The following is an 18,400-nucleotide window of genomic DNA, read 5'->3' as shown; positions in this document are numbered from 1 at the left end:
ACCAGGGTAAATGTTATGAGTGAAAATCAACGTCGCGAATTGATAAGGGTTGCCGAAGATCTGAAAGGTCTGAGCAACGAAGAAACACGTCAGTTTATTTCCCGTATTGTCGCTGATCTTACGGATCTCAAGCCCTCTATTGCCTTTGTCGGGCAGATCAAAGCGGGCAAATCGCGGCTGATTAACGGGTTCACCGGTCAGGCAGAGTTTCTGCCTTCGGATGTGAACCCGTGGACGACGGTCATTACTGACATGCATTTCGGGCATCCTTCGGGCCGCACTAGAGGGGCTGAGTTTCATTTCTTTGACAACCGGCAGTGGCAATCTCTGATCGCCGAAGGTGAAGAGCTGCGCAATATGTTCCCCGATGACGAGGACAGTTATAAGCGCGAGATGATCGAAGAGCAGGTTGATGCGATGAAAGCGCGCGCCAAACTGCGTCTGGGTATGAGTTACAAGGACCTATTGGGTCAGCACCACGACCTCGAAAATCTGACGACCGACGATTTGGCGCGGTACGTTTGTGCAGGCGACGACCCGACCGACGACGGGAACCATGACCCCGGCTCGGATCGTGGTCTTTACAGCGACATTACCCGAAAGGCTGAGGTCTATTTTGACATCGGCCATTTTCCTTTTCCGCTGACAGTCACGGACACACCCGGAGTAAACGACCCGCTTCTGATCCGCGAAGAAATCTCGCGCCAGTACCTTAAAGAATCAGACTTTTTCGTTGTCGTATTGTCGGCGCACCAAGCCTTGTCACGGGCGGACCTGAAATTGTTCCGCTTGATGCAGGCGCTCGAACTGGGTCAAATCGTAGTCTTTATCAACCGCGTGGACGAGTTGGGCGGTGGTGCGGAGGATGCCGTCAAGGTGCGCGCCGACGTAATAGATGGGCTGGACAAGGCACTTGGCAATTCGGACATCGATGTGCTGATGGGCAGTGCGCAGTGGGCCCACTACGCGCTTACGGGCGACGATACTGGCGTCAACCATGACCACGTCCTTGCATGGCTTCGCGCCCATCCCGAACAGATGAAGCAATATCTGGACGGTGTTGAAGAAATCAAACAAGGTCCCGGTCCGATCAGCCGCGAAGGCGTCCTGAGGTTTGCTGCGATGATCGCATCCGGGCTTCCCGATCTGCGTCGCCACGTTACCAGCGCTTTGACCCACGGCCCGCGCGATGAACAGCTTCGTATGGCATGGCAACACTTGGACAGTTTCGCCAAGGGAGAGTTGGAACGGTCTCGTGCGCATCTGCGGGCCATCGAGGAAGAAATTTCTGGCAAACCCGAAAGCGAAGATGACAACGACAAAACTCTGGCCGGGTTGCGCGCGAAAGTGGCTGACAAGACGTCTGAGATCATCGGCGGAATGGATGAAGTTCTAGCCAATCTGCGCGGTGTCATGGACGATACAGTGGCCGAAGCGGTATCGGACGTGGTGCGTGGACCCAATGGGGATTCACCCTTGCTGGCAAAGGGCGGCGAAACGGAACTGAATTTCGGCCCGCTGCGCGATAGTATGCGCGAACTTGTCCAAGGCGCCACTCAGGTCATTCGCCAGCGGATGCTCAGCGAACTGTACGCGATCGACATGCAAAGCAACGCCGCCTTGCGCGCCCTGCCCGGCTGGCAGGATCAGACCGACAACCGAATGAACACAAGCGCTGTACGGTGGTTCCGGCCTGACACAACGGCGCTGACACGCGGAATTACGGTTGAGCTGCGCGTGACATGGCTATCGCGCCTGATTTCGCGTAAAAGCGTTGTTACCCGCGCTGAGAACATGATCGTTCAGGAATTTGAAATGATCGGGGATGATCTGGTCGACACTGCTCGCAGTGACTTGCTTGAGCGGTTGAACACAGTTCTGGATCATTACATGGCACTTTTGGCAGGGCACCTTGAAAGTCGCTCTGGTTCAAGCGAAACAAATGCCAAGGCCGAAGCGCAAGAGGCGTATAACAATGCCCGACGTGTTGCAGATGAACTGGACACCGTTTTCGGAGCTGACGCCGCGAACGAGACTTTACCTGAGGCAGCTGAATGATCGAATTTCCGGGAACCGAGAAGGAAGTGCGTAAGCTTGAGCACTTTCTGACCGCGACTGAAGACCTTCCCACTGACGCCAAGCTGGACGACATGCGCAATCGCGCATTGGCCCATGCCGAGCGCCTTTCGAACGCGGTCAATATCGGCTTCGCCGGAGAATTTGGTGCCGGGAAATCCAGCCTTGCCAATATGCTGGCGGGTGCCGACATTCTACCGACCGGCCCGCAGCATCTGAAACTGCCGCTGGTGATCGTTGCCTATTCCGAAACTCCTGAAACGACAGTGGGGTGGTGGGGCAAAGAACCCAAAGTGTATTCCGGTATTGCGCTGGAAAAGGCGGCTCAGGAAAATCCAGATTTTATCTCTGTGGGGATTAACACCCCTGCCCTGCAGGAGATTTCGTTGTTTGATTTGCCTGGAACCGGCGCATTGGACGACAGTTACAAGCCAACACTGGATTTGTTGAAATTCGTCGATTGCGCGATCTGGTGTACCAACGGGACCCACGCCTGGCGTGAGACCGAGCGCCATCTGTGGTCCCAGGTTCCTCAGGAACTGCGCGCTAACAGTTTGCTTGCCGTAACGCATGCCGATTTGCCACCTGTCCGTGATGCGCTGGACCGGGTCCTTGCGCGATTGAACAAGGAAAACGGCGAAACGTTCCGTTCGGTGGTGCCAATTGGTACGCCGGTGGCAGTACGGGCCATGGCGCAGGAACCCGAACCAGACTTCGCCCTTTGGGAAACTTGCGGCGGGCAGAACTTGGCCGAACAGGTATTGGAAATCGCGTCAAACCGCCGCCAGCATGACATCTCCGCTGCGCAAAGAGATCTTGAAAACGACTTTTTACCCTATCTGCAAACGCTGGATATTGACGAACCCGAACCAGCGCAGCCTGACACAGCCAAGATGCAGGCGGTCCTGGAATCCGCGCTGCCACCGCTGGAAAATCCGATCCTTGAAGACTGGCTTGCCGCGATCGCCAGTATCTATGAGGACTTGCGAGAATCCTCCGAAATTGAACCCACGGCCTTTTTGACCAGTTGCCAAGAAATCGTCGAGGATTTCGCCGAACGTTTGGAACAGGGCGGAGAAATAGATCCGCAGGCCGATTGGATTCCAGCTGAATTCGAAAAAGCCACGGATTTGCTGTTGCTGCTGCAATTTGAAAGCGGCGATGCGCCTTTGAAGGATGCGGTCAGTATTCTGGCCCAGCTCAGCGATAACCTCGCTTGGGCAGGCAGCCGGGTTGAGTCATCACAACCGCGTACCGGCACTTAACGCAATCACGTTAGGATTGTGCCTTTAAGCTGCGATTCGTCGTGTCAAGAATCATGCGTTCATTGTTTCGGAATCAGTGAACAATCATTCCAAAACCGGCCTTCAGTCCGCATTCTTTTGCACCAACACATCAACATTTAGCTTTCTGCCTTAGCACACCACCAGATGTTGATTATTGCGCCTTCCCGTTCTCAGTGAAGCCATGAGGCGGCCCCAATAAAGTCAAATTTGAATCGTCTAACATTCTTAGTTGTCCTGCGGTTGTGTTTGTTTGTGAGTTGACGCGCTGTTTTAGCAAAAATGCGGCCGCAAAATGATTAGAATGGGCGGGAAGAAATGAGCCATAATCAGGCTGTCGATGCGAGGCACGACGAACCTAAAATTGAAGGTCTGCAACCGGGCGCAAAGCTATTGCGCGGCCAGTACGAGATCCTGCGGTTTCTCAGCAATGGCGGTTTTGGGATCACATATTTGGCGCGTAACAGCCTGGACCGTGAGGTCGTGATCAAGGAATGCTATCCGGGCGCTCTTTGCCAGCGTAACGGTGATGCGGTCGAACCCATCGACCCCCGGCAAAAGGAAGATTTGCGCGCAATCATTGATCTGTTCATTCAGGAAGCCCGCAATCACGCACGGCTGGTCCATCCCAATATTGTCGATGTGCATCAGGTGTTCGAAGACAACGACACCGCCTACATTGCAATGGACTTCATCCAGGGTTGCGATCTTCTGGACTACGTCGAGAACACCGACAACAACGCCGGACCTGACTTTATTGTTCAGGTAACCGAGAAAATGTTGTCGGCGGTGTCATTCATCCACCAAAGCGGAATGTTGCATCGCGACATCTCGCCCGACAACATCCTGATTGACAGCAACGGTGAACCCGAACTGATCGATTTTGGCGCCGCCCGCGAGCAGGCCGCGAACCAATCTGCTGCACTTTTGACACTGCGGGTGATCAAAGACGGCTACTCTCCGCATGAGTTTTACGTACGCGGAGCAGAACAAGGCCCCAGCAGCGATCTCTATGTACTGGCGGCGACTTTGTATCACGCGATCAGTGGCGAGCGTCCGGTCGATGGGCAATCCCGGTTGAACGCCTTCAACAATGGCACCAAAGATCCGTACCTTCCTCTGGCTGGACGGTACAAGGGATATCCCGACGGCTTCTTGGAAGCGATCGACAAAGCGATGGAGGTTCACGCTACAGACCGTCTGCAAACGGCATTGGACTGGTTGCGTATGTTCCGCGGCCCCGGCGTGATGTTCGATACGTTTGAATATCGCCCTGTTTCCGTCATCGTCGCGATGGATCGTTTGGACGAAGAGGCAGAAAAAGCTCGGGTCAAAGCAGAAAGCGAAAACGCCGAGGCTGTCGTGACAGCCTTGCTTGCGGGTAATCCTGACATCGCCCTTGGTCATGAAGACAAGAAAGAGGATGAACTGGCGACTTTTCAAGCACCCGAGGAGCCTCCGGTCGCAGTTGACACGATCGTAAAGAACGGCTCAGGCGGCGGGGCTAAACTGATGGCCGGAGTTGCGGTTGTTGCTATTGCCTTAGCCGCAGGCGGCTATTTCGCAATGTCTGGCAAAGACGAGCCCGCAATTCACCCAACCGACCCCGAGGTCGCCCTCGCGCAGATTGCGGCGGCCGCCGAGATCCCGGAACCCGCCGCTATAGATGAAGCCGAAGTTGCAGAACCAGCCAAAACAGACGACGCAGTCAACGTCGCGATCGAAGAAACACCCAAGCAGGTGGAGTCAGAGCCGGAACCTGTCGAGCAGACCCTGGCTGAACCGGCTGTCACACAAGAGGCAGAAGCCCAGACAGCCGAACTCCCTGCCTCTGCGGATGACACCCCAATTACCCTTGCCGAGGTCCAATTCGCCTTTTCACATTGGGACGTGGAAATCCCATTTCAGATTTCCAAACGGCGTGTCTCGACTGGCAATGTAATCGCCGTCACTGGAATCGACCCGACTCAAGATATGTCGGTGATCGGCGAATGGGTCGAACGTGGCGCCGCAATCTATACCCTCAACGGAGAGCCAGTACAGTCCGACGCTAGTTTTGCAGCACAGGTGTTGAACGACCTGAACGTCGACCCCGATGGCTATATCCGCGTCACAGCTCGGTATCGTCCGCTGGGTGAAAAACGAGCGATGAACGGCCTTCTGGCATTGCCGGCGATGCGTATGGTCGGCCTGGAAAACGGCTATGGCCTGACAATCCGAAATTCAGACGGCCAGGGGTGGTCAACGATAGTCAAGACAGTACCGACTGACACTGCAGGCGGACTGCGCGAAGGCGATGTTTTGGTATCGGAAGCGCAGACGGGAAATGTGTTGGATGGCCCTGAAAGCCTGGATGCAATGCTGACGGCTCTGGTCGCCGAGAACCAACCACAAGCCCGCCTGACCGTTTTGCGCAACGGAGCCCAAACCGATGCCGTCATGCAACTAGCGCAGGAGTAATTCACCCGGTTCGTTTTGTATCCGCCAGTGTGTGTTTGCTGAGGATCGTGCGCAAGTTCGTACATCTCTGTCGGGGCCCGGCCCGTCGCGGAAAGTAACAGTGACTATGGTTTCCAATCATCAGTGCCATTGCGCAGACCTGCGCGAAGGTGAGTAGCAGCCCCATGGGACTGACGTCCCGTGCACAGAAGCAAAGGTGTCGTCACCATGTTCAAATACAAAAGCCCTCTGAGCCGGCTTCTAGAAGGTGCCGGCAAGCCGAAGGAACCCGAAACCGAAGAGGTCACCGAGGTCAGCGCTGACAAACCCGAACCGATTGCGGATTTCAATGCGCTGCGAGTCGCACTGGCGGGTAACAACATGCCGTCATCGGGTAGCTACGAAGACACAGAAGATCTGCTTCCCGAAGAGGACATGCCAGAGTTCGCTGAGAGCGAAGACGCGGCCGACGCCTCGGATGACAAAATCCTGTCTGAAGTTGTTGCCGAAGCGCACGAGCCTGCAGACGAGATTGAGCCAGAACAGGTCGAAGAAGACCCAATTGTTACGCTCCACGTAGCCGCCGAGGAAACCATTGCCGAAACCGAGATCGTTCTGGTCGACGCCACCCCTTCGGAACCCGTGATCGAAGTCGTTGCCGAGGAACCCTCAGCCCAGATCGAAGAAGTTACCGCGGAAGTAGTCGATGGACCTCTGGCGCCTCAGTCAGAAGAAACCAAAGCCGAGGTGGTTGAGACACCTCCCGCCCCGCAACCGGTACAATCGGATCGTCGTGGACGGGTCAAAACCACCTTCTTGGGCTTTGAGCGTGCCGACACGCATGTGCAGGATCTGATGGAAACATCCGAACCAGTGGCCAAGACGGAAAGCGCGCAGCAATCATTCCCGGTTGGTTGGTTGGTTGTGACGGCCGGCCCAGGACGCGGAGCCTGCATAACGCTGACTGAGGGCCTGATGCAAATCGGGCGCAACGACGATCAGGCCATTCAGCTGGACTTTGGCGACACCGGCATTTCCCGCAGCAACCACGCTGTCATCGCCTATGACCCCGAAGATCGCAAATGCTATCTGGGTCATGGCGGCAAAGCCAATCTGGTGCGCCTGAACGGCAAGCCCGTCCTTAGCACCGTAGCGCTGAACAGCGGCGACTTGATCCGCATCAGCGAAACCTCGGTTCGGTTCGCGGCCTTCTGCGATGATGGCTTTGACTGGCGGGACGCCTGATAGATGCTGGCAACCCCGGCATATGACATTGCGCTGATCCTGGATCAGGGTCGGCGTGAATCGCAGGAAGACGCGGTCGCTGCGCGCATGTTCGATGCAGCGGGAGCCGGGTATATCGTGGTCGCCGACGGCATGGGAGGGCACGCGGCGGGCGATGTAGCATCAGAACTTGTCATAACCGCATGGCGCGAGGCGCTGGACGCTGAACTGGAAGAAACCGTACCGTCCGAGAGTGCGCTGATCGACGCGTTGCCATTGGCCGCCATGCAGGCCAATGCCGCCGTGGCACAGCATTCCGAAGAACAGGGTGAGGGGTTCAACATGGGTTCAACCATGCTGGGTATCCTGCTTTTGGAACAGCGGGTTTTTTGGATCTCGATTGGCGACAGCCCCTTGTACTTGTTTCGGGACGGAATGTTGCGGCAAGTCAACGAAGATCACTCGATGGCGCCGATCATCGACGCGCAACAGGCCGAGGGCAAGTTGACCCGAGAAGAGGCGCTGTCGCACCCGGATCGGAACCAATTGACCTCGGTCATCATGGGTGCCGCTATCCCGAAAGTGGATTGCCCTGAACTCCCGCTGGAACTGACCACATCGGACGTACTGATCGCTGGCAGCGATGGGCTTCAGTATCTTAGCAACCCCGAGATTGAGCACATCCTGCAGACGCAGTCGAAGGCTTTGGCACAAGATATCGCAGACGCGCTGTGGCGCGCCTTGCGCGACAAAAACGACCCCGATCAGGACAATGCGTCCATCGCAGTTCTGAAACTGACAAGAAACGATTAAAGGCAAAGCGACAGGACACATGAGACCTCATCTGATCATCTCCAGCCTGGCTCTTGCGGCTGCGACCGGCACCGTCTCGGCGCAAGAGGCGTGCTCGACTTACGAAATTCAGCGCGGCGACAGTCTGCGCGAGCTGGCTATTCAAGTTTATTCGACCGAAGATTTTGGCATCATCTTTGACGCCAACCGCGATGTAATCGGGAACAATCCGAACATAATTCGTGTGGGTGACGTACTAACTCTGCCTTGTCTTGAAGATGTAGGCCGGGCCCCCACACCCCCTGCAACCGAGGCTGAGGCAATGGCCGCCGAGATGGCGTCCGAACTGGTCAAGGCCGCAGAGGAGCGTGCTGCAAAGGCCATTGCCGAAGCTGAAGCGCGCGTCGCGGCAGCCGAGGCAGAAGCCGAGCAAGCCAGCCAGGAAGCAGTTTTGGAAGCCAAAGCTGCAGCCCGGCAGGAAATTGAAGCTGCTCGGGCCGAAGCGGCCGCGCTGATCCGGGATGCGGATGAAAGCGAGCAGCCTGAAATTCGCGACCGTCAGCTGTTGCTGATTACCGGCGGCAACTATGCACCTTTCACAGACGAAGCTCTGCCGCATCGGGGGCTATACACAAACCTTGTGGAAACCGCGATGCTACGTGCAGCGCCGGAACAGGGATACAAGATCCAGTTCGTCAACGACTGGTCCTCGCATCTGGACCTTCTGATGCCGACACTGGCCTTTGACGCAACCTTCCCTTGGTCGCGACCGAATTGCGACGAACCCGCGGCCTTGTCGGAAAAAGACCGCAGCCGTTGCGAAACCTACGACTTCTCGAACCCATTCTATGAAGTGGTCGACACCTATTTCGCACGCGAAGGTTCTGGCTATGAACAGACCCTGACCTATGCTGATTTCGCCGGCACTACGATCTGCCGACCCGAAGGTTGGACGTTGTCCCACATGGACGCGGTTGGCCTTTACGAACCGGCAATCTCACTTTTGCGCCCAGTGTCCCCTGACGACTGTTTTCATGCAGTTATGGAAGGCCGCGCAGATATCGTGGCAATCGAAGCCCATCTGGCTGTCGAGGCGATATCGCGCCTGGGATACGAACACCGCATCATCGAAAACCCCAACCTTGCGGCGATCAAGTCGCTTAACGTCATGACCCACAAAGATAATCCGGATGGGGAAGCGATCCTTGAGACGCTCAACCAGGGTCTGGCGATCATGCAGCAATCCGGAGAGTGGCGCGACATCGTGTCAAACGCTCTGCGGTATCAAATGGAAAATGGCTAAGGCCCCAATTGGCCTAACAACAATAATGTCTGGAGGATGAGGACATGTTTAATATTGATCTGAAGAAAGTTGCGCTGTCGGCCACCGCCGTCACTGCCCTGAGCGCCGGAGCCGCCGCGGCACAGGAAGCCTGCACAAACTACACCGTTTCCGATGGCGACACGATGGCGACCATTGCAATCGCAGCCTATGGCACATCAAACTACCAGCCGATCTTCAACGCGAACCGCAACATTATCACCAACCCGAACGCTCTGGAACCCGGCCTTGTTCTGGCTCTGCCCTGTGAAGATGGCAGCCTTCCCAACGGTCAGTCCGCGCAAGAGATCATTGCAGCCGAAGAACAGCGCGCGGCAAGCGTCAAACGTTCGAACGTATATGCGCCGCCCATCAAAATGGTTGCGGGCAACGGCTGGGAGCCCTTCACCACTGAAGGCCTGAGCGGCGGCGGCATTATGACCCGTCTGGCGACAACCAGCCTACAGCGTGCGGGCAACCAGCGTGACTATTCTGTCAGCTTTGTCGATGACTGGTCTTCGCACCTGGAAACTCTGCTGCCACTCGGCGCGTTTGACATTTCGATCGCCTGGACTGTGCCGGATTGCACGAACCGCACCTATGAATGGTCCCCCGAAACCGAAGCACGTTGTACGCAATTCGTGGCCTCGGTGCCAGTTTATGATGTGGTTGGCGGCTTCTATACCCTGCCCGAAAGTGACTACACAAACGCCACCACTTTCAAAGATTTCGAAGGTGCAACTGTCTGCCGTATGCAGGGTTGGAGCATGGTCGTTCTTGAAGAAGTTGGCCTGAACTACGACAACACAACTGTGGTTCAACCAAACTCGGCACGCGAATGCCTGGATGCGGTTTTGACCGGTACTGCAGATGTCGCCGCATTCGAAGTGGAACTGTTCGCTGCGACCATGAAAGACATGGGCCTGACCTCGAGCGACATCGTAGAAAACCCCTATGTCTCAACACTGTCGTCGATGAGCTTCCTGGCGCACCGCACCAACCCGTTCGCTCGTGAATACATCGCTATGATGAACAAGGGTCTTAACGAGATGCGTGAATCCGGCGAATGGTACGCGATCATCTCGGATACGTTGCGCGAGCAGAACGAAAAGCTCAACGCAGCGTCCAACTAAGGCTAAACAAGAAAGGGCTGGTTGAAAAACCCGCCCTTTCTTAGGTTACCAAGCCCTAAAAGGAATCCTCGAATTACCAGACTTTTCTGGAAGTATAGGATTCAGCTAACACACCCGGTGAGGTTTCGACCTCTCCACTCACTCTAAAAGGGGCCGACTTTGGGGGTCGGCCCCTTTTACTTTTCTAATTTCTTTGCGCCCCACGCCATAACGCGGGCCAACCGATGTTAATCGATCAAACCGTTCAAGGTTGCGCTCGGGCGCATAACCTTCGCGGTCTTAGCCGGATCGGTGTGATAGTACCCACCCAGATCAGCAGCACTGCCTTGCGCGGATGCCAATTCCGCCAGGATCGTCTCTTCTCCGTCTGCAAGTGCCGTCGCCAATGGTGCAAATTCGGCGGCCAGTTCGGCATCGTCCGATTGCGCGGCCAAAGCCTCGGCCCAGTAACGGGCGAACCAGTAGTGGCTATCGCGGTTGTCGGGCTGGCCAACTTTGCGGCTGGGCGAGCGATTGTGATCCAGAATACCTTGCGTTGCGGCCTCGGCCGCAGCACCCAGAACGCCTGCCTTGGCGTTGCCTTTGCTTTCGGCCAGGAAGTTCAGTGATTCACCCAGCGCGCAGAATTCACCCATCGAGTCCCAGCGCAGGTGGCTTTCCTCGACCAGCTGCTGCACATGTTTCGGGGCCGAACCGCCCGCACCGGTTTCAAACAGGCCGCCGCCATTCATCAGTTTGACGATGGACAGCATCTTGGCCGAGGTGCCCAGTTCCAGAATGGGGAACAGGTCGGTCAGATAGTCGCGCAAAACGTTTCCGGTGATCGCAATCGAGTCGTTGCCCGAAGTGATCGTCTCCAGCGATTGACGGGTCGCTTCACGCGGGGCCAGGATCATGAACTTGTCAGCCACGCCAGCCGCCTCAAGCGCCGGTGTGACGTATTTGATTAGTTCAGCATCATGGGCGCGATTGGCGTCCAGCCAGAAGATCGCTTCGGACCCGGTCAGGCGCTGACGGTCCATGGCCAGCTGGATCCAGTTCTCGATCGGGGCTTTCTTGACGGTGCAGGAACGCCAGATGTCACCCTGGTCGACGTCGTGCGAATGCAGCGTCTCGCCATTGGCCAGAACGATACGGATAGTGCCGTCGGCAGGTGCCTGGAACGTGGTCGGGTGGCTGCCGTATTCCTCAGCCTTCTGCGCCATCAGGCCCACATTGGCGACCGCACCGGCGGTGGCCGGGTTCAGCGCGCCATTGGCTTTGAAAAAGTTGATCGTCTCGTCATAGACGGGTGCATAGCAACGGTCGGGGATCACGCAGTTGGTGTCACCCTTGGCACCGGCCTCATCCCAGCCTTTACCGCCCGCGCGGATCACGGCGGGCATTGAGGCGTCGATGATCACGTCCGACGGTACGTGCAGGTTGGTGATGCCCTTGTCGCTGTCGACCATATACATGGACGGACGGTCGGCCTTAATCGCGTCGATGGCGGCTACAATCTCGGCATTGTCTTTGACCCGCTCCAGCAGATCACCAAGGCCCGAGTTCGGGTTCACACCCAGCGCATCCAGCTCAGCACCAAATTTGTCAAACACCGGAGCCAGCCACGCCTTAACCGCATAGCCGAAGATAATCGGGTCCGAGACCTTCATCATCGTGGCCTTCATATGCAGCGAGAACATGGTGCCGTCTTTTTTCGTGTCCTCAATGGCCTCAGCAAGAAACGCGGACAGAGCTTTGACGGACATGAATGTCGCGTCGGCCACGGTGCCCTCGGCCAGCGGCCAGCCGTCTTTCAGAACGGTGGTGCTGCCGTCTTTGCCGACGAATTCGATTTTGGCATCGCCTGCTTGGTCTGCGGTGATGGTGGCCGATTTCTCGTTTGCGTAGAAATCACTGCCGGACATGGACGACACTTTGGTTTTGCTGTCCGACACCCATTCACCCATGGAATGCGGGTTCTTTTGGGCGTAGTTTTTCACGGCTTTTGCAGCACGACGGTCGCTGTTGCCTTCGCGCAGAACCGGGTTCACGGCCGAACCCTTGATGGCGTCATAGCGCGCACGAATGGCCTTTTCTTCGTCGGTCGAAGGTTCTTCGGGATAGTTCGGAATGTCGTAACCCTGCGATTGCAGCTCTTCGACGGCGGCCACCAGCTGCGGGACCGAGGCCGAGATGTTGGGCAGCTTGATCACGTTGGCTTCGGGGGTTTTAACCAGCTCACCCAAAGCGGCCAGATCATCGGTGATGCGCTGTGCATCTGTAAGGTTCTCAGGGAAGGTCGCCAAAATGCGCCCGGCCAGAGAAATATCCTTGGTTCCAACGCTCACGCCTGCGGCCGAGGCGAACTTTCGAATGATGGGCAGGAACGAGGCGCTGGCCAGCTCGGGCGCTTCGTCTACAATGGTATACAATATGTCGAAGTCTGATTTATCTGCCATATTCTTTTACCTTTTTTAAAGCCTTTCGGGGCGTGCGTTCCAAGAGCTGGCCACTTCTGCGTGGCCAAAGCGGGGCGCGACAAGATTACCGCCCCGACGGTGACTCTGATTTGACAGGGCCTCCCTTAAATCAGGATCGCCTTGGGATCAATTCCCTATCTGGGGCGCAAATTGACACGGGTGGGTCGATTGTTCCGCATCCAGCACGACAAAAACACAAACCGAAGGAAAAAACGCAACTATTGGTCAGGCGATTCCGACACCGGTTTCTCAAGTTGGAAGAAGCTCATGTCCCAGGCAACTCGCTGGACGTAGACCCGGACCACCTGATCCAAATGATCTTCGGACCCGGCATAAGCCGCCCATGGAACGGAAACGCCAGCCGAAGCGAACAAACCGCTCAAGATTTCCTTTCGCCCGGCATATCCAAAACTTTGCAAAGCCGTTTTGATATCTGGCCTCGCCAAGTCTGGCCTGCCTGCAAAAGCAAAAAGATAACCGCAAAACAACGGCTCTATTTCGCCGCGCCACAAGTACCAAACAATCGCAGAAAAATACCATCGCGTGAAAAAGGTGCCCTTATCTTTTTCAACGTCACCCTTCTGAAGGACGGCAATCTTCTTTATATATTCTATCCCCTTGTTCTCATCACCGATCTTGAGATGAACCAAAGCCGGCCAGTACAAATCAGATGCTTTGCCCGGCTCTAGCCGCGCAAGGTTATGTGCCGCCTCAAGCGCACTGTCGTGGTTCCCGGTGTATTTCAGGTCGTAAAGCAGTTGAGAGAAATACACCCAATCTTCGTCCGGCCAGCGATCCTTGGCCTGTTTTAGGAACTCCTCAACCCCCTCAAAGCCGTTCAATTCATAGCTTAGATCCAGCAACTCATAACCCGCCTTTCCATAGCCCGAGTCGATCTTCAGGGCCGTTTGCAACCCGCGCCTTGCTGCCTGAGCACGCCCGTTCCGTCTGTCAAAACCGGATTTGCGGTACAGGGCAAACAAACTGTCAGGATCTATCTGCAACGCGCTGTCATAATCTGCTGCTGCCGCCTGAGTGTCACCAAGGGCGTCATAGGCGAACGCGCGTCTTAAGAGTGAATTTGCGTCATTGGGATACACGGCCAAAGCATGAGTGTAATCCGCTACCGCCATGTCAAATTGCCGGTCGCGGTGATACGCCCACCCTCTGAATCTAAAAAGCGCATTACGATTGGCCTCGTTAGCTCCGTTCCCATTCAACAGCGTCGTACACGCAGACACTGCCTCGGTGTGCTTTGCCTTGCCGCCGAAACAAGTCAGCGAAAGCTCGGAATAATTGACCGAGGATCGAGACAGCGCGGTTGCTGATAACAGCAGCGCGGTTGCGACAATAAACAGGGCGGCAATCCGAATTTTCATGAGTATCCCTTAGCAGAGGCAACTCTCCTTAAGGTAGTAATGAGGCCTGCCGCTAAAAAGGTTTGAGCCGTGCAACAGATCGCACATGATGCCTGCAAGGCACGGTGTCGTCTAAACGCCCCAAGTGTCGCTTAACCGATACCCGCCTTGCCATGGGTCATCGGGATCCAGCATGTGCTGATGGGTGCCGGTGATCCAACCTCGGCCGCTGATCTCGGGGATAATAGCAGGTCTGCCTTCCAGATCCGCATGCCCGGTAATGCAGCCTGTGAAACGCGAACCAATGATCGAAACGGCCTCGAATGTTTGACCAACAGCCAGTTCTCCCTTGGCGGCCATCAAGGCCATTCGAGCCGAGACAGCCGTTCCCGTTGGCGAGCGGTCGATCTTGCACGGTTGAATCGCCACGGCAGATTTTCCGGTCAAGCCAGTCAGAGTCGCCTGAACCGGACCACAAAACGCGCAGAATGAGATATGGGTCCAATCCGGGTTCTGAGGGTGGGTAAAACCCAGCTGTTCATTCGCAGCATTGGTAATCGCTACCCCAATGCGCGCGAGGTCCCGAGCCTCGTGCGCTACGATATCAAAACCCAATGTCGCCGCGTCGACCACGACAAAGCTGTCGCCGCCATATGCTGTGTCAACGACCAGCTCCCCCACACCGGGCACATCCAGTGTAGCGGCAATTTTGTCCGCGAAACTGGGCAGGTTCCGAACATGAATACGTTCGGCTTTGCCATCGCGACATTCAGCACGAACCCGGACCAGACCTCCTGGCGCTTCCAGCGTCAGATGCGTTTCCGGCTCTTGCATCGGGATCATACCGCTGTCCAGCAAAACGGTGGCAACGCAGATCGCGTTCGAACCGGACATGGGCGGCGTATCTTCGGGTTCCATGATAATGAATGCGGCATCCGCGTCGGGATGTTTGGGCGGCACCAAAAGGTTCACGTGGCGAAAGACACCACCGCGGGGTTCATTGAGAACAAAATTGCGCAAAGTCTGATCCTGCGCAACGAACGAGCGCTGTTCCCACAGGGTATCTCCGGGCGGGGGCAACACACCCCCTACGATGACGTCACCCACTTCACCCTCTGCATGGGCCGATATGACGTGGAGTGTTTTGACGCTGCGCATTTGACCTCTCTAAAATCGAGTAGCCGCGTAAGGCGTCATCGGGATGGGCAGTTCATCGCCGTCGACCAGCCCTGCTACAAGTTCAGCCGTACCCGCCGATTGAGTTAGCCCCAGATGCCCGTGCCCAAAGGCGTAGATAACGTCAGGTGCGTGCGCAGCCGCCCCAATGACCGGGATACTATCCGGCAGGGATGGCCTGAAGCCCATCCATTGCGTTCCCCCCGCCGTGTTCAACCCCGGCAGAAATTGAGTCGCTTTGTTCAGCAGCGTGTCGGCGCGCTTGAAATTAGGAGGCAAAGTCAGCCCACCCAATTCGACCGCACCACCGATGCGCACGCCGCCGTTGATGCGGCTGGCGACAAACCCGTGTCTTGAAAAGGTCAGATGCATCCGCAGATCGAAAGCGCCGGGTGGCAGGGTTGTGTTGTAGCCGCGCTCGGTTTCTAGCGGGATATGGTCGCCCAGTGTTTGCGCCAGATGATGCGACCAGGCACCCGCAGCCACAACAACTTTTGTTGCGTCCAGTGTCCCGTCGTCAACGGTTATCCGCACACCATGTTCTAACGGAGTCAACGCGCGAATATTGCGCGTTTCGATCCGCCCCTGCCTTTCACGAAACGATTTGGCCAAATGGTCGACCCACTGCTTTGGGTCGATCACGTTAAGCCAGTTTGGGGTGAAACCAGCATAGGTGAACCGTCGACTAAGTCCCGGCTGTTTCTCGGCGATCGCCTCGGGTGTCTCAAGCAGTTCAAATTCGATTCCGTGCGCGCGTCTAAGATCCCAGGTTGGCAGGCTGGCGCGATATTCGGTCTGGGACTCATACAATTGCAGTTGCCCATCGCGCTGCATCATCTCTTCGCCATTAACAGAAGGGATCAGTCGCTCCAGAGCGGCGCTGGAAATCTTCATAAGGTTCGACTGGGCGCCCAACAAATCCGCATAGCGCGATGGCTGGCTAGCCCGCCAAAAGCGATACATCCAAGGTGCAATCTTGAACGCATAAGCTGGAGGTATCGACAACGGGCCCAGCGGGTCCAGCAACCATTTCGGCGCTTTGCGCATGATGCCTGGAGTCGCCAACGGTTCGACCTCGGGGAAGGCAAAAGCCCCGGCATTTCCGGCCGAGGTTTGCGCGGCGACTCCGTCTTTGTCCAGCACCAGCACCGAGTGTCCCCGGCGCTGTAACTCCAGCGCGGTTGTGATGCCGATGACTCCGGCCCCAATGACAATAACTTGCTGAGTCATAGGTGAATGCCGTTGCGGAACGGATCAGCTGAGGCAAAAATCAGATTGGCCTGAGCCATTATATGAGCCTGCCCGGAAATCGAAGGGATAACTCCACCTTCTTTGCCAGGCTGATACGACAAGCGATACGTGCTACCAATAATGCTCTGTTGAACGATTTCCTCGCCTGGGACCAAAGCACCATCTGCCGCCATACAAGCCAACAGGGCCGAGCATCCCGTCCCGCAAGGCGAACGGTCGTAATTGTCGTCCGGGCACAGCACAAAGTTGCGCCTGTTAAGGTCCGGGTCGATTGGCGTGTCCTGAAGGATGACATGATCAATCAGCTCGCCCTTTTCGCCCCCAATGCCCTGAGCGATCGACGCCTGGCGGATGGCAACAGTCAGATCGGTCAACGCGCGAATTCTGTCAGACGTTACGGGGATCGGGCTAGGATCAACGATAAAGAACCAATTGCCCCCGTAGGCAACGTCGCCCACGATTTCACCGTGGCCCGGTACGCTTATTGTCACGCCACTATGGACCCGTCGGCTTTCGATATTCCTGACTGTCACAGTATTTTCGTCATGCAGAGTAACCGCCACCACACCGGCAGGAGTTTCAATTCGGTGCTCTCCGACATCAATACGGCCCAGATGAGCCAGTGTAACCGCCAGCCCGATTGTGCCGTGGCCACACATGCCCAACACCGCATCCACGTCGAAATAGATCACGCCAGTCACGCAGGTCGGGTCGACCGGTTCAACCAACAAAGCACCGACCATTGCCGGTTGTCCACGTGGTTCAAGAAGGATGGAGCGGTAGAACTCTCTGTGATCGGACTCCAACCTCCGTGCACGGTCAGCCAATGGACCAGTCCCCAGATCCGGCGCGCCGTCAAGGATGACCCGCGTGGGCTCCCCGCCGGTATGGCTGTCGATCACATGCATTCAGCGATCACTCCACCCTGTTTCGACCAGTTTGCGAACCATGCACCGAACAGCGCGTATTGCTGTTCGCAATAGTTGCGTTGTGCATCTGTCAGTTCATCTGTTTCGTTGAAGTGCAGACGGTATTCCTCTTCCCCGTTTAGAACCAGCAGGTGTTTGTAATAAAGCACCAGATCCGGCCCTTCGTCAAAGCTGGACAATACATGAATTGCCTCGGTCAGCTCTTGTGCACGTTGGCGCGCTCCGGCGTGGCCTTTGGCTGCCTTTTTGGACAACGCGGCCAGCAATAGCGCTTCGCGCGGCAATGCAGTCCCAATCCCGGTGATCGAGCCGGTGGCACCGCAATTGACAAAACCGTGGTAAACTTCGGTATCAACCCCGACCATAAGCGTGACTTGATCGTCTTGGCTGGTGATGTTTTCAGCCGCATATCGCAGGTCATCCTTGCCCCCGAACTCTTTGAAACCGATCAGGTTGGGATGTTCCGCGCGCAAAGCAAAGAACAGGTCAGCGCGCGTTGCGAACCCATAATAGGGACTATTGTAAATAATCGCGGGCACGTCGGGCGCGGCACTCAGGATCGCTTTGAAGTGATTCCGCTGCGCAGTTGGAGAGCTACCACGGGACAGAACACGTGGGATCACCATCAGCCCCACAGCTCCGACTTTTTGTGCGTGGGCGGCATGGGCAACAGCGGACTTGGTGTTGATTGCCCCGGTGCCGACAACGACGGGCAGACCGGCAGCGACCAGACGCTCTACCCCTTCCATGCGTTGGGCATCAGTCAACAGCGGCCAATCCCCCATCGAGCCGCAATAGACAACCGCCGACATGCCTGCGTCTATCATCTGACGTCCTTTGCGAACCAAAGCGTCAAAATCCGGCTGGCGATCCGCTGTGCTTGGGGTCATGAGCGCGGGCATAGTGCCGGTAAAAACGTTGGTGGTCATCGGACAATCCTTCGAAAACACAAGTTT

Annotated in this window: 13 protein-coding genes; 7 read left to right on the top strand and 6 right to left on the bottom strand. The window is 56.3% G+C overall.

Features of this window, described 5'->3' with window-relative positions:
* Nucleotides 1-15: 15 nt before the first annotated feature.
* From ABWV79_RS11480 to ABWV79_RS11450, 7 genes are all read left to right on the top strand, one after another.
* The gene (locus ABWV79_RS11480; RefSeq protein ID WP_353392052.1) at nt 16-2,058 is read left to right on the top strand and encodes a dynamin family protein; all 2,043 of its coding nucleotides are present in this window, start codon (nt 16-18) and stop codon (nt 2,056-2,058) included.
* A complete protein-coding gene (locus ABWV79_RS11475; protein ID WP_170754073.1) occupies nt 2,055-3,341 on the top strand; it encodes a dynamin family protein in 1,287 nt (428 codons plus the stop codon). Before ABWV79_RS11480 ends, ABWV79_RS11475 begins: the two co-directional genes overlap by 4 nt.
* 336 nt (nt 3,342-3,677) lie before the next feature.
* Nucleotides 3,678-5,819: a serine/threonine protein kinase gene (locus ABWV79_RS11470; RefSeq protein ID WP_353392051.1), complete on the top strand. Its 2,142-nt coding sequence runs from the start codon at nt 3,678-3,680 to the stop codon at nt 5,817-5,819.
* A 207-nt stretch (nt 5,820-6,026) separates the two neighbouring features.
* A complete protein-coding gene (locus tag ABWV79_RS11465) occupies nt 6,027-7,043 on the top strand; it encodes an FHA domain-containing protein (protein ID WP_353392050.1) in 1,017 nt (338 codons plus the stop codon).
* 3 nt (nt 7,044-7,046) lie between these two features.
* The gene (locus tag ABWV79_RS11460) at nt 7,047-7,835 is read left to right on the top strand and encodes a PP2C family protein-serine/threonine phosphatase (RefSeq protein WP_170355101.1); all 789 of its coding nucleotides are present in this window, start codon (nt 7,047-7,049) and stop codon (nt 7,833-7,835) included.
* A 19-nt stretch (nt 7,836-7,854) separates the two neighbouring features.
* Complete coding sequence (locus ABWV79_RS11455) at nt 7,855-9,117, top strand: transporter substrate-binding domain-containing protein (protein WP_353392048.1); 1,263 nt, start codon at nt 7,855-7,857, stop codon at nt 9,115-9,117.
* Between the two features lie 44 nt (nt 9,118-9,161).
* A complete protein-coding gene (locus ABWV79_RS11450) occupies nt 9,162-10,268 on the top strand; it encodes a transporter substrate-binding domain-containing protein (RefSeq protein WP_170355103.1) in 1,107 nt (368 codons plus the stop codon).
* Nucleotides 10,269-10,495: 227 nt separating this feature from the next.
* Here the strand turns inward: ABWV79_RS11450 and ABWV79_RS11445 are convergent, their stop codons facing one another.
* The 6 genes from ABWV79_RS11445 to ABWV79_RS11420 all read right to left on the bottom strand — a co-directional run bounded on the left by ABWV79_RS11445 (nt 10,496) and on the right by ABWV79_RS11420 (nt 18,373).
* Nucleotides 10,496-12,709 (bottom strand): NADP-dependent isocitrate dehydrogenase, encoded by a 2,214-nt coding sequence (locus tag ABWV79_RS11445; protein ID WP_353392047.1) that lies wholly within the window; start codon nt 12,707-12,709, stop codon nt 10,496-10,498.
* A gap of 239 nt (nt 12,710-12,948) precedes the next feature.
* Entirely contained in the window at nt 12,949-14,109 is a 1,161-nt protein-coding gene (locus tag ABWV79_RS11440; protein WP_353392046.1) for a tetratricopeptide repeat protein, read from the bottom strand.
* Nucleotides 14,110-14,220: 111 nt separating this feature from the next.
* A complete protein-coding gene (locus ABWV79_RS11435) occupies nt 14,221-15,246 on the bottom strand; it encodes a trans-3-hydroxy-L-proline dehydratase (protein ID WP_353392045.1) in 1,026 nt (341 codons plus the stop codon).
* A gap of 9 nt (nt 15,247-15,255) precedes the next feature.
* Complete coding sequence (locus tag ABWV79_RS11430; protein ID WP_353392044.1) at nt 15,256-16,494, bottom strand: NAD(P)/FAD-dependent oxidoreductase; 1,239 nt, start codon at nt 16,492-16,494, stop codon at nt 15,256-15,258.
* Entirely contained in the window at nt 16,491-17,423 is a 933-nt protein-coding gene (locus ABWV79_RS11425; RefSeq protein WP_353392043.1) for a 4-hydroxyproline epimerase, read from the bottom strand. Before ABWV79_RS11425 ends, ABWV79_RS11430 begins: the two co-directional genes overlap by 4 nt.
* Nucleotides 17,414-18,373 carry a dihydrodipicolinate synthase family protein gene (locus tag ABWV79_RS11420; protein WP_353392041.1) on the bottom strand — a complete coding sequence of 320 codons (960 nt, stop codon included), beginning with the start codon at nt 18,371-18,373 and terminating at the stop codon, nt 17,414-17,416. Before ABWV79_RS11420 ends, ABWV79_RS11425 begins: the two co-directional genes overlap by 10 nt.
* Nucleotides 18,374-18,400: the final 27 nt, after the last annotated feature.

This window comes from Ruegeria sp. HU-ET01832 (assembly GCF_040371315.1).
Classification (GTDB): domain Bacteria; phylum Pseudomonadota; class Alphaproteobacteria; order Rhodobacterales; family Rhodobacteraceae; genus Ruegeria; species Ruegeria lacuscaerulensis_A.
The sequence above is the reverse complement of the archived record's forward strand: the minus strand, read 5'-3'. Positions and strand labels throughout refer to the sequence as shown.

What these genes read in the sequence shown, in the direction of transcription:
- ABWV79_RS11480 (WP_353392052.1), top strand. Translation starts at nt 16, where the DNA reads ATGAGTGAAAATCAACGTCGCGAATTGATAAGGGTTGCCGAAGATCTG.
- ABWV79_RS11475 (WP_170754073.1), top strand. Translation starts at nt 2,055, where the DNA reads ATGATCGAATTTCCGGGAACCGAGAAGGAAGTGCGTAAGCTTGAGCAC.
- ABWV79_RS11470 (WP_353392051.1), top strand. Translation starts at nt 3,678, where the DNA reads ATGAGCCATAATCAGGCTGTCGATGCGAGGCACGACGAACCTAAAATT.
- ABWV79_RS11465 (WP_353392050.1), top strand. Translation starts at nt 6,027, where the DNA reads ATGTTCAAATACAAAAGCCCTCTGAGCCGGCTTCTAGAAGGTGCCGGC.
- ABWV79_RS11460 (WP_170355101.1), top strand. Translation starts at nt 7,047, where the DNA reads ATGCTGGCAACCCCGGCATATGACATTGCGCTGATCCTGGATCAGGGT.
- ABWV79_RS11455 (WP_353392048.1), top strand. Translation starts at nt 7,855, where the DNA reads ATGAGACCTCATCTGATCATCTCCAGCCTGGCTCTTGCGGCTGCGACC.
- ABWV79_RS11450 (WP_170355103.1), top strand. Translation starts at nt 9,162, where the DNA reads ATGTTTAATATTGATCTGAAGAAAGTTGCGCTGTCGGCCACCGCCGTC.
- ABWV79_RS11445 (WP_353392047.1), bottom strand. Translation starts at nt 12,709, where the DNA reads ATGGCAGATAAATCAGACTTCGACATATTGTATACCATTGTAGACGAA.
- ABWV79_RS11440 (WP_353392046.1), bottom strand. Translation starts at nt 14,109, where the DNA reads ATGAAAATTCGGATTGCCGCCCTGTTTATTGTCGCAACCGCGCTGCTG.
- ABWV79_RS11435 (WP_353392045.1), bottom strand. Translation starts at nt 15,246, where the DNA reads ATGCGCAGCGTCAAAACACTCCACGTCATATCGGCCCATGCAGAGGGT.
- ABWV79_RS11430 (WP_353392044.1), bottom strand. Translation starts at nt 16,494, where the DNA reads ATGACTCAGCAAGTTATTGTCATTGGGGCCGGAGTCATCGGCATCACA.
- ABWV79_RS11425 (WP_353392043.1), bottom strand. Translation starts at nt 17,423, where the DNA reads ATGCATGTGATCGACAGCCATACCGGCGGGGAGCCCACGCGGGTCATC.
- ABWV79_RS11420 (WP_353392041.1), bottom strand. Translation starts at nt 18,373, where the DNA reads ATGACCACCAACGTTTTTACCGGCACTATGCCCGCGCTCATGACCCCA.